General features: G+C 54.5%; 12 protein-coding genes. 3 read left to right on the top strand and 9 right to left on the bottom strand.

The window, feature by feature from the left end; genetic code table 11:
• Window positions 1-265 precede the first annotated feature (265 nt).
• The 8 genes from PQR63_RS03255 to PQR63_RS03220 form a co-directional block, all read right to left on the bottom strand.
• Window positions 266-913 (bottom strand): DUF2026 family protein, encoded by a 648-nt coding sequence (locus PQR63_RS03255; protein ID WP_408165602.1) that lies wholly within the window; start codon window positions 911-913, stop codon window positions 266-268.
• A gap of 103 nt (window positions 914-1,016) precedes the next feature.
• Window positions 1,017-1,298, bottom strand: a complete 282-nt coding sequence (locus PQR63_RS03250; RefSeq protein ID WP_408165600.1) for a hypothetical protein — start codon at window positions 1,296-1,298, stop codon at window positions 1,017-1,019.
• A gap of 417 nt (window positions 1,299-1,715) precedes the next feature.
• A complete protein-coding gene (locus PQR63_RS03245; protein ID WP_094563253.1) occupies window positions 1,716-2,087 on the bottom strand; it encodes a hypothetical protein in 372 nt (123 codons plus the stop codon).
• A 466-nt stretch (window positions 2,088-2,553) separates the two neighbouring features.
• A complete protein-coding gene (locus PQR63_RS03240) occupies window positions 2,554-3,165 on the bottom strand; it encodes a hypothetical protein (RefSeq protein ID WP_408165598.1) in 612 nt (203 codons plus the stop codon).
• A 625-nt stretch (window positions 3,166-3,790) separates the two neighbouring features.
• Entirely contained in the window at window positions 3,791-4,063 is a 273-nt protein-coding gene (locus tag PQR63_RS03235) for a hypothetical protein (RefSeq protein ID WP_408165596.1), read from the bottom strand.
• A 237-nt stretch (window positions 4,064-4,300) separates the two neighbouring features.
• On the bottom strand, window positions 4,301-4,621 hold the full coding sequence (locus PQR63_RS03230) for a hypothetical protein (protein ID WP_408165594.1): 321 nt from the start codon (window positions 4,619-4,621) through the stop codon (window positions 4,301-4,303).
• Between the two features lie 160 nt (window positions 4,622-4,781).
• Window positions 4,782-5,438, bottom strand: a complete 657-nt coding sequence (locus PQR63_RS03225) for a hypothetical protein (protein WP_408165592.1) — start codon at window positions 5,436-5,438, stop codon at window positions 4,782-4,784.
• 351 nt (window positions 5,439-5,789) lie between these two features.
• Entirely contained in the window at window positions 5,790-6,071 is a 282-nt protein-coding gene (locus PQR63_RS03220; RefSeq protein ID WP_408165590.1) for a hypothetical protein, read from the bottom strand.
• A 165-nt stretch (window positions 6,072-6,236) separates the two neighbouring features.
• On the opposite strand from PQR63_RS03220, the gene PQR63_RS03215 reads away from it, so the two are divergent.
• A complete protein-coding gene (locus PQR63_RS03215; protein ID WP_408165588.1) occupies window positions 6,237-7,388 on the top strand; it encodes a glycerate kinase in 1,152 nt (383 codons plus the stop codon).
• Between the two features lie 189 nt (window positions 7,389-7,577).
• Here PQR63_RS03215 and PQR63_RS03210 read toward each other — a convergent pair whose 3' ends face one another.
• Window positions 7,578-8,648 carry an LLM class flavin-dependent oxidoreductase gene (locus PQR63_RS03210; protein WP_408165586.1) on the bottom strand — a complete coding sequence of 357 codons (1,071 nt, stop codon included), beginning with the start codon at window positions 8,646-8,648 and terminating at the stop codon, window positions 7,578-7,580.
• Between the two features lie 513 nt (window positions 8,649-9,161).
• On the opposite strand from PQR63_RS03210, the gene PQR63_RS03205 reads away from it, so the two are divergent.
• Together PQR63_RS03205 and PQR63_RS03200 are read left to right on the top strand one after the other, a co-directional pair.
• Complete coding sequence (locus PQR63_RS03205) at window positions 9,162-10,073, top strand: SLBB domain-containing protein (protein WP_408165584.1); 912 nt, start codon at window positions 9,162-9,164, stop codon at window positions 10,071-10,073.
• Between the two features lie 20 nt (window positions 10,074-10,093).
• Window positions 10,094-11,476, top strand: a complete 1,383-nt coding sequence (locus tag PQR63_RS03200; RefSeq protein ID WP_408165583.1) for a Wzz/FepE/Etk N-terminal domain-containing protein — start codon at window positions 10,094-10,096, stop codon at window positions 11,474-11,476.
• Window positions 11,477-11,484: the final 8 nt, after the last annotated feature.

Raw genomic sequence — 11,484 nt, 5'->3', positions numbered from 1 at the left:
GCGGCAACCATAATGGGATAGTTGCTACTGTCATCAACAAGTCACAAAGCCAGATTATCCTGTCTACTCTTTCGCGATACATGCAACCGATATGCATGATTGCTGGGTGTGCCGGGCCAACCGTCCGGCGCACCATTTCCGCTTTTCATCGATTCTCATCGCTTCACTCCCCTACCCCTGCTTTCCCCAAGAGTACCTCTTACTGCGCTACCGACTGCCTCAACAACTGCTGCAACGGCGACTTCCACTTCCCTATTCGTTTTGTTTACCAGGCGCCTGTGATCTGCAGACGGCTGAGTTTGATCTTTGTACCTTCGCCTTCCGCGCCTTGCATGACCAGATCGGTACTAAGTTCTTTCGGCGGCTTTTGATACCACTCCATGCAAACCTGCGACAAATTGTTCAATGCAGGCTTGGCCATGAACTGCTGCAATAATTCCTTCGTCAGTGCCAGATTCGGCTCCAGATAAAAGTCACCAGGTGCCGTCAGAGCATTCGGCGACGCAACCATACGCGCCAGATCCTTCTGAAACATTTGCCGCGGCACTGCCATCGGATGACCGGCCGACTCCAGCAACTCCTGAAATACCGGCGCCATCAGATCCAATACGTAACCATCGCACTGCACCCAGCAATGAAATGCATCGCTGTTGCTATCAATCTTGTCGCCATCCAGCGTGCCGAATGACAAGGCACCGCTGCTGTCTTCACTGATCAGGTAGAAAGCCGCACCGGCAACCGGAAAGGCATTCTTTTTATAAAACTTCTTCAATATCTGCGCCGCAGTCACGCTGAAGAAAAAACTTGCGGCCGGGATATTGGCGTCGACACTATCCAGCACGGAGTGAATGACACGAAAAATACGTTGATAATCCGCAAGCGGGATGAGGGGGCGAATGTTAGGTGATTTCATCCGCGTATTTTCTCATACCGTCTATCCGTTCATACCGTACACATCTGCATTCGTGTGGCGATTGCCGATTGCGGGCACGGCGTCATCGTGATCAGGAGCGACTTTATGCTGCTTCCGAACGGTGGCGTCCGTCGTTCTTGCCATGCAGGAAGCAAGAGCAATTCACGTCGTGATGTACCGAGCAGGCTGTCAGCTCACGCAGACGTTCCGTCTTGCCGTGATCTACAGAAAGCAGGCGCAGACGTTCGCGAGAGAGTTTGAGTTCACGCTTGTTCCATTCGCAATCGGCGCGGATGAAGAGGTACATGAGCACCAGACAAAAGCCGAGATATGTCATAAACATCAGGGCGATATCGTTGGGTACAGTGTCGACTATGAATTGCATGATGACCTCCGTTAGTTCAGTTTGCGATCAGACTTGCGGCCGGGCTGTTGCTTCGTCGCTGGCTTTGCAAACCGTCGTTCCATGGAGATCATCTTAGTCATGCAGGCGTGCACAATCTATCGGGGAATTCCCTATGTCTGTGCGGCACTGCCGCTCTATGGAAAAAGCAGGTGAAATTCGGGGAGAAGAAAGAGGTGCAAAGCGGCAGATTTTAATGCAGCCGCGTTAGCAGGAAAGCGACCGGAAAGTGCCGCGCAGATCCGATGGAATGGAATAAATCGGAGGGATTGAACTCATCCTATCGAGGCAATAAATTGCGTCGATTGTATTAATTGTGCCGATTGCGTCGTCTGAAAAGCATGTGACAACGCACATGCCTTTCAGCGAAAAATAGAGAAGAAGAGAAAAAGATGAAAATCAGCGCGATTGCGACTGCGCGTCAATATCTGCCAGCGATTCGCGGCCACGCTGAGTGATCTCGAATTCCTTGCTGCCCTCTTTTTCCACGATGTGCCCTTTGCGGCCAAGGAAAATCGCTACATCAGCGTCGACATGTGCATTCGGATCAAGGCTGAGTCCGCGCAACGCCTCGATGCAGCGATAGATGAACAAGGTCTGTTTGCCCTTTTCGGTCAACCCCAGGTGTCCGTCGCGGCTGTATTCCAGAAACTTGAGACCGGTCAGGCGCTTGGTATTGCGAGCGACGCAAGCGCTTGGACGGCCACGGTGCTCCTTTCGGCTGACTTGGCCCAGGGCATCAAATTCGTCTTTCGTCAGATCGTCGCTCATTGCATTCTCCGTGTTGATTCAGGCAGATAGACAGTTTGCCAGAATGTCCGGGCCGCTATGTTAAGCGCACGTGCCGCTACAGGCAATGATAATCGGGCCGGAACACCCTGCAATGGCAGTGAATCTGTCTCTAGTTACCCACAATGCCTGTGAATAGATCTGTGGATAAGCTGTGGGGGAGCTTCTCAATGCCTTTCTGGTGGCGGCCCGACAACAGATTGATTATTTAATAAGCGTTTAATGAGCGCCACTTGCCGGAAAAAAGGCAAAAAAAACCCGCCGAGCCAATGCCGGGCGGGTTCAATCTCAAAAAACATCTTCCAGGAGGTTTGTTGAGGAGACGTTTTCACTGTATCGCAGAAAATCCGCTGCGAAAACGATCAATATGTCATTCGCTTATGCGTGTCCAGCATAAGGAAGCGTATATCGGCTCGTATTCAGCTCCCCTCTCCGTTCTCCGTTCTGATCACATCGGCGGTTTGACGCCATCCTTCTCAACGATGACGCGGGCGGCATTCCAGTCGTCGCCGGCATGCGTCGCAACGACGAACACCGTCAGACCTGGTTTAACGTCCTGTAAAACCGCCGGGACGATGGTCACGACAGGCACATCTTTCGGCACGGTGATTTTGATGCTTTTACCTTGATAAACCAGTTCCAGATCGCGTCCGGTATTACCTGAAACGACTGCAGAGACCGTCGCATTGGTCATGCTGCTACCCGGCAGCAAATCCCAATCGTAATGGCCCTCGCCGCTACCGCGCGCCTCTTCTGGGAAAACCACGACCTCCAATGCCTGGATACTGCCGTTGGCGCCCGGCTTGCCGGCGGCACCAATGAAACTGCCCTGTTTGATTGCCGACAAATCCAGCGGCTTGACTGACGAGTAGCGCGTCGCATCGCTCAAATGCAACTTGAGGCTTTTACCTTCCCGCGTTGTTACATCAATCTCCGATCCGTTGACGGCGGCAACAGTGCCCCGGATCCGGCTGGGAGCGGCATTCTGCGCTTGCGACAACAAAGGCAACGCCAGCAACGCGAAAGTAAACAGCGACAACAACCTGGAGCGACTCGACATGGCAATTCCTTGGGTGAACAAAAAATCAGTCTAGCACCGGGCTGAAAATTCCGCTCATAGGTGATTAAGCCCAAATTGGTTGCCAATATGCATCCCGCTAACAACAAAAACCGGGCAACAGCGTCGTCCCGGTGAAGAGACGACCGATCAATAGATGATTTTTCGCGATCATCAAAAACAATCTATCTATTTTCAGTAATCGACAAACATCACGGAAAAATGTCCGGATAAGAACGTTCTAAATTATTTTGAGAGTTAAAAAAGATCGATGCGATTTTCAGTGGATACAAATGCTTGAAATATCTCGAATTAATTCGATGTTATTTGCCTGATGTTTTTGCAAGAATGGAATCAAGTCACTCGCATCCTCATCGGTTCTGAGTTACCTGATGCCTCTCCTTCGTCAGGTACTCAATGTCCATCGCAGAGAACGCGACTCTGCCTCGCAGGTTTTCGGGGGAGTGACGAGCTTGCCCGGTGCCGGTTTTCTGGTACCGGGCTTTTTTATTGTGCGCTCAACACCTTGGCCGCAAAGTAATCACAGAATGAAAAAAAGCAGCATCCGTTTCAAATCGGATACTGCTTTTTAATCTTCTAAAGGCTAGGTTGACCGCCTGCGCCTACCTTATCCGAGGCGCCAATTGGATCGATGGCGATAGCGGGATTTCACAATATGCATGTCGTCGTTGGCGGCTTGCTCCTGCGCTGTACGACGGAAGACGTTTCTGCCTGCATTGGTGAGATTGAAAGCGCCGCCCAGATTAGGAATGCCCAAGCCTTTGCTGATAACGCTTTGCACCACACGACGCGGAATCACGCGAAAGTCTCCTTTGAATACGCTATACATCCAGCGCAGTTCTTCGCCGGTTAATTCGACATTTTTATCAACAGTTTTCATGATTTCCTCACGGCAAGTCGCTTCATAGTAGCACAAACCGGGGAATAGTGTAGAAGCCTGAAATCCTTTACCAGCAAGGGATGCAAGACTTTCAACATGTCGTTTTCACATGTTTTCAAGATGATGTAAATGGCGGATTTGAGGTATTTGAGCTACCGGCAGACGTGTCTGTCGGGAAATACGCATGAAAGATGAGAATAAAGCTGAACGATGAAGTCAGGCATCAGAGCCGACGAATCAAGCTGCGCTGCCCTTGACGATGCCTTTGCCTGCATAGCCACGTTGGATGACATACGCTGCGGCACGCTCTTCTGCTGTCAAGTCCAGCATGTCCTGATAAACCAGTTGCAAAACCTGGGACGCTCCCAGGGCTGGATGAGCTTGCGTTTTTTCTTTTATCAGGCGCTCTGCCTGCTGCTGATTACCGTCGCAGACGTCAACGATGAACTGTTGCTGCCGTTGCTCCTGCGTCTGCCGGATCGCGCCGGACGAGGCGTATTTGGTGAACAGATATACGAAACCGCATAAAACCGCAAAAGCCCAGAGGAAACTGTTCATGAATGAACCCACAATTGGTTGAACGTCGAATGTTCAACATTGTGATTTTTTACGGCGAGCGTTTATATAGGAAAACTCTCAAACACATGCAGAGTTTAGGCCGGCTGCGTGCTGTCGCTCTTCAACTGAAACTGAACGGCATGCGCACAATAGTGGGGATTTACCCGAAGAACTCGCGCAGCAGGAAAGCCTGCAACCCAGCCGTGTCGGCCTGACGCGCAGAAAGAGGGACGACGCGGCCGAGCTTCGCCGACTCCCAGTTGAAATCGCCGGAGTAGTATTTGCGGATCAGCGCGATCATGCTGTCGACGATCGCCTTTTCCACGTCACCGTTGGGACCGGCATCCACAGTAATGGTCTGCCGCTGGCTGTTGCGAATATCGCTCGTCCAGCCGCGGAATACGTATTGCGCCACGCGCGGCCCCTTGCTGACAATCTCAAACACGCCATTGGTGCCGCCGCTGGCTTTGCGCGCCTGGAAGGCGATGTTGGCACGCGCAATCTCGTTGGCTGACGGCCCCTGCTCTGCGGCGCGCGCCTCAGCGTTCTCGCGGCTGGCGGAGTCTTCTGCGGCACGGCGACGTTCACGCGCAGCGTTGAGCATTGTGGACATATCCATTTCCGGCGGCGCCTGCGTAATAGCTGTCGGTGATGGCGGTGGCGCTTCGCGTGCCGGCACCCGTGCCGGGCTTGGACTTGGCTTGGCGCGTGCGATCTGTTTGGGCTGAGGCGAGGACTTCTTGACGGGCTTGGTCTTTTCCGGCGGCGTCGGTTGCTTGATAGCTGCCGGCGGCGGAGTGCTACGGACGAAAGTCACCTCAAGCGGTTCGTGTGAGGAATTCGCCTGTACATTGATTTTTTGCAGGCTGGGCCGCAAAACAACGAACAGCAATACGTGAACCAGTATCGAAAGGCTGACGCCGACGATCGTCCTGTTACGCGTACGTGTTCTGGGAGATGAGTGAGAAAGTGTCGTAAAAATCGTCATACCATGCAACAACAACGGACAGCATCCAATTTTTAGCGCCCATGATACCCGATACAAAAGTCACAGGGCATCGGTTCTGGATCGATGATCCGCAATGCTACTGGCTTGGAAGGAAGAATGCAAACCTGCCGCCGCCCTCAATATTGTTCTCAAGCATGATTTTTTAGGTGCTAATCGTTCTTAATGCCGCCAACGGCCACCGCCGCCTCGCCAACCGCCCCAATAGCCACCACCGTAACCATAGTAGACGCTGGCTGACGGCACCACGTAAACAGGCCCTGGCGAAGCATAATAAGGATAAGGATCGTAAGGTACTGCAACGCAGCCGCCCAGCATCAGCGCAGGAATGATCCACAATAAACGTTTCATAATGCCCTCGCAGCCGGAATTATTCTTTTTGCATGATGCGATTCTATTTGCATCTTTTCCAGTGCACTTACCTTTTGTTACCTTGCCCGCCATACCGATACATTGATAATGCCCATGCGCTGCCACTATCGTGCCGCCAGACAGATGCTTATATAATCAGCGCTCCATAAAAAATATTCCATCACCCGGAGACACCCGATCGCGAAAGGGCTGCGCCCGACGCGGTTGCGCTGCCCGCTTCCCCATCGACACTTATCCATGACTACTGCTTCCGCCCCTGTTGTTGTCATCGCCCCCGATTCATTCAAAGGTTCTCTGAGCGCCGAGCAAGTCGCGGAAGCGATCGGCGAAGGTGTCCTGGCCGCCGCGCCGGATGCCGTGATCCGCTTGTGCCCGATTGCCGATGGTGGTGAAGGCACACTCGACGCGCTGCTCCACGCCGGTGGCGAGGTGCACCGCCTGCAAGTGCGGGGCGCTGCAGGCACCGTGCGCGAAGCGGCAACCGGTATCCTGAGCGACCGCAGCGCTGTCATCGAATCAGCGGAAATTGTTGGCCTGACCGATACGACCGGCACAGCAGTGGCCGTAGAAGACCGCTCTACGCTCGGCATCGGCGACGCTTTGCTGGCGCTCTTGGATAGCGGCGCACGGCGCTTTTTGATCGCTTTGGGTGGCAGCAGCACCAATGACGGCGGTATCGGCATGCTGGTCGCGCTGGGCCTGAAATTGCTGGATGCGGAAGGCAAACAGCTTGACCCTGTACCTGCGCAACTGGACAAACTGGCGCGTGTCGATGTCAGCGGCCTTGATCCGCGACTGAAAGATATCCACATCGTCGCCATGTCCGATGTCGACAATCCGCTCTGCGGTGACCATGGCGCGACCGCTATTTTCGGCCCGCAAAAAGGCGTCAAGCCGGAACAGGTCAAACCGCTGGATGCTCTGCTCGGCCATTTTGCTACGCTCTTCGAGCAGGCCAGCGGCCGCAGCGAGGCCAATTCGCCCGGTGCGGGTGCGGCAGGTGGACTGGGTTATGCCTTACTGATGCTGGGCGCAGAATTTCAGTCCGGCGCACAAACCGTGGCCGACTATATCGGGCTTGATGCCGCGCTGAAGGATGCCGACTGGCTCATTACCGGTGAAGGCCGCAGCGACGTCCAGACTTTGCATGGCAAAGCGCCCTTCATCGCGGCACAACGTGCGCGTCTGGCTGGCGTACAAACCTCGCTGTTGTCGGGCGGTATCGACCGCACGTCATTACCGCAATTGCAAACCAGCTTCTCGGGATGTTTTTCGATCGTGTTCGGCCCGACGACACTGAATGACGCTATCGGCAACGCGGCAGCACTGTTGAAGGACAGCGCAGAGCAAATGACGCGGCTGTGGCTGTCAGGGCGCGACAAATCCTGAACGGCGGGTACCAAAGAACCCGCACTTTTCCACAGGCAAAAGTTACCCACAAAAACTGGGGGTAACTTTGTGGATAAAGTTGAGGAGTTCTCGCTATCCCTTTGATTTAAAAGAAATTTATCGACCTGATAAAAGTGGATGCATTTGCGTGCACCCGCTTATTCAAGTGGATACCGACACTAAATCTGCTCAGAAAAGTCCGAACTCCTGCGCGATCAATTCATAGGATCGCTTGCGCGCCGCGTGCTCATGAATGATCGTGACAATCATGACCTCATCCGCGCCGTACGCTGCGGCCAACACTTCGATTTGTTCTTTTACCTTGGCCGGAGAGCCCACTACAGCGCGTCTTCCGGACGGCAGGGTCGACGGCGGCAGATTGTATTCCTCGAAAAATTTCAGCGCGGTTTCCACTGACGGGATCTTGTCCAGACGCCGTCCGCTATGCATATGGATCAGGCGCATGCCGTAACTGGTCGCCAAGAGACGGGCTTCTTCGTCGGTATCGGCGCAGATGACCTGCAAGGCCACACCCTGCCGCGGCGACGGAAAACGTGGTGACGGCACGAAGTCACGGCGGTAGCGTTCTGCGACCGGCTCGCCGGCGGCGTGGATGAAATCCGCAAACATGTATGGCAAACCCAGCTCGGCCGCCCAGATACCGCTTTGTGCCGAGGAACCCAGCATCCAGGGCTGTATCAGTTCCGGACTCCCGGGCAGGGACGACAAGCGTGCAAACGGATGATCCTCGGGCAACTCGTCCCACAAGTAGCCCAGCAGCTCATTCAACTGCTCGGGAAAATCATCTTGCGGACGCTGCCGCCGGTCGCGCTGCAAGGCAGACGCAGTCAGCGAATCACTTCCCGGAGCGCGTCCCACTCCCAGGTCAATGCGGCCCGGATACAAGCCGCTGAGCATGCTGAACGATTCCGCGACCTTTAACGGGCTGTAATGCGGCAGCATGACCCCGCCACTGCCCAAGCGCAGGCGCGATGTCGCAGCGGCGATAGGGCCGATGAGTACTTCAGGGCTGGCGCATGCCAGAGAGGTGGTGCCGTGATGTTCTGCCACCCAATAGCGGTAATAACCGAGACGATCCGCCAGCGTCGCCAGATCGACGGCGTTTTTCAGGGCCTGAGCGCCGGACATTCCCTCCGACACCGGTGCCTGATCGAGAACACTGAGGCGAAAAGAGCCCGGGGTGGACGCGAAATTAAATGAATCAGCTGAGTCAGCTGACTTGCTAGTAGAAACGGACATGGCGATATTGAGCAGCGATTAATCCGGCAAGGATAGACGAATTCGCCAAAGCCGTTTTTTCATGACCGATTTTGCAGTGACGCCACACAGTCGCCGACGTCGGAGCCGACTTAAAGGTCCGGCGTAATCTTCATGCAACATTGAATTGATATCGTGCAATTTATATGCTTAACTGGCTGCACAGTCGATGCTTATGCCGTTCCCCGGCGCAGTTCAACGAACTAATATGCGCAGACAAGATCCATCGGCTGATAATAAAAACAGGTAAAATTTCCCAAGCGGAAACATTTATCAATATCGTGACTCAAACTGTAAAGATTTGTAGCCTGATTAGAATTACTTCAAAACGTGCGTATTTTCGATTAAGATGCACGGATTAAGTTGTCATATTTACAAAACTTTGCCTCACTGATTCACGTTTGCTGCTCCGGTAGCACTCCGTACAACGCAAATGGCAGATCGCAGGTTGCAGCAGGTCGCAGATCGTTTTGTAATCAGTCTTGGGAGTCAAGTTTGCGTCGATTAGTCCGTTCTCTTTTTGCAGTCATCGCTATCCTGATGTGTATTTCTGCGTTCGCACAGATACCTACGGATCCGACCAAAACCGGTGAAGTGATGTCGGCACCGCCCGGCACGCTGTCTACGCTGGCACTCCCCTCTTCTGTAGTAACCAATACGCGCGTCGGTTCGGGCGATGTTCTGCGCGTGACGGTATTTGGTCAACCCGACCTGTCGGCGGAAGTCGGCGTCAACGACAAAGGCATCCTGACCTTGCCGCTGATCGGCGGCGTCGACGTGACCGGCCTGACGACCAGCGAAATTTCGGCGCGTGTAGCCGACGCACTTCGCAAGGGACAATATCTGCGCAACCCGGAAGTGTCGGTGGAAGTCGTCCAGCTGCGCAGCCAGATGGTGTCGGTACTCGGCGAAGTCAGCCGTCCTGGCCGCTACCCGATCCCCGGTCATCTGAGCGTGCTGGAGTTGCTGGCGACCGCCGGCGGTCTGACGGCACAAGCGGATCAGACCGTCACACTGCTGCGCCGCAAAGCGGATAACAGCAGCACCAGCGAAACAAGCGGCACAGAAAGCGACGTCCGCATCCCCATCCTGCTGGGCGAAACCAAGGCTACCGAACGCAGCGCCCTGGACGTTGAGCTCAACAGCGGCGACGTCGTCTACGTCAACAAAAAGAAACTCTTTTACATCCATGGCGAAGTCAATCGCCCCGGCTCCTATCCGATGGAACAGGACATGAACGTCATGCGCGCCATCTCCCTCGGCGGCGGTATGACGCAGCGTGCATCGCAACGCCGCATCTATATCAATAGGGAAATGCCTGACAAGACAGTACAGGAAATCAAGGCAAAATTGACCGACCCGATCTTGCCCGGCGACGTTGTGTATATCAACGAAAGTCTATTCTGAACAAACATCAAGGTTATAACGTGAATTTGCAGGCTCCAGAAACCGGTTTATCGTCCAAACAGCTGGCGTCGATGATCTCGGCGCGCCGCAGCACGATATTCAAGACACTCGTGGCGACAATGGCGGTGACGATCATCGTCACCTTGCTGCTGCCAAAGACATATACGGCCTCGTCCGACGTCTTCCTCGACTACAAGGGCAACGATCCGATCAACGGACGTCTGTTCTCGCCGATGATGGACGAGAGCTACATGCAAACCCAGCTCGACATGATCAAGAGCCAGGCGGTTGCGGAAAAAGTCATCGATGCACTCGATCTGGAACGCACCGCGGCCTATCACGAAGCCGTGGAACGCAGTGGCGAAGCACGCGCCCACTCGCAACTGGTCAAACGCATCAACGACAACACAATGGTCGTGACACGCCGCTCCAGCCGCGTGATCGAAGTCGAATATGCGGCGGGCACTGCCGAGCAATCGCGCGATCTCGCCAATGCTGTCGTACGCGCCTATATCGATCTGAACCAGCAGATTTCTTCTGCATCGGCACGTGCACGCCGCGAGCAGTACAACGCGCAACTGGAACATCTGCGCAAGGAAGCCGATTCCATTCAACAGAAGCTGACCCAATATCAGCAAGAAGTCGGCATTCTCGATCCGAACGAACGCAATGACTTGCAATCGCGCCAACTGGGCGATCTGATGACCTCGCTGATCACGGTGCAGAACCAGCAGCAGGAAGCACAGGCCCGCAAGAACGCCACCGATAGTCTGGTGCGTGGCGGCATGCGCATCGACGAATTGCCGGAAGTTGCTCAGCGCCCCAACATCAACGACCTGAAGTCCAAGCTCAGCGACGTCAACAAACGCCTGTCCGACGTGCAGGACGTGCTGGGCCCACGTCACCCGAAGACACTGGCGCTGATCAGCGAGCGTGAGGATATTTCGGCACGCATTGCCCGTGAAGCGCGCAGCTCGTTGGACGCGCAGCAAATCGATACACGCCGTCTGGCCCTGCAAGAACAAGCGCTTCAAAAAGAGGTCGATACCCAACGCGCCAAACTGCTTGAACAGAAACAGCATCGCGACATCATCACTTCCTACCAGCGCCAGCTCGACAGCGTTGAACGCGTCTACAACACCGCCTTGGCGAAGTACGATGAAATCCTCATGGCGAGCAACATCAACACCTTCGACCTGACAGTCCTGCGCGTAGCGGAGGTGCCGAGTACGCATTCCAAGCCGCTGCTGATGCAAAACATCGCGGCCAGCATTCTGGTTGGTCTGGCGCTCGGGTTCTGCCTCGCGCTGCTGTATGAACTCAGCCAACGCCGCGTGCGCTGCGAAGACGATCTGGTGCGCGGCATCCACCTCCCGTTAATCGGCAACATTGGTATCCGCTAAGACTGCAA

It is taken from the genome of Herbaspirillum rhizosphaerae (assembly GCF_046025915.1).
GTDB lineage: Bacteria > Pseudomonadota > Gammaproteobacteria > Burkholderiales > Burkholderiaceae_D > Herbaspirillum > Herbaspirillum rhizosphaerae_A.
Note: the sequence above shows the minus strand (reverse complement) of the source record. Positions and strands in the feature narration are given on the sequence as shown.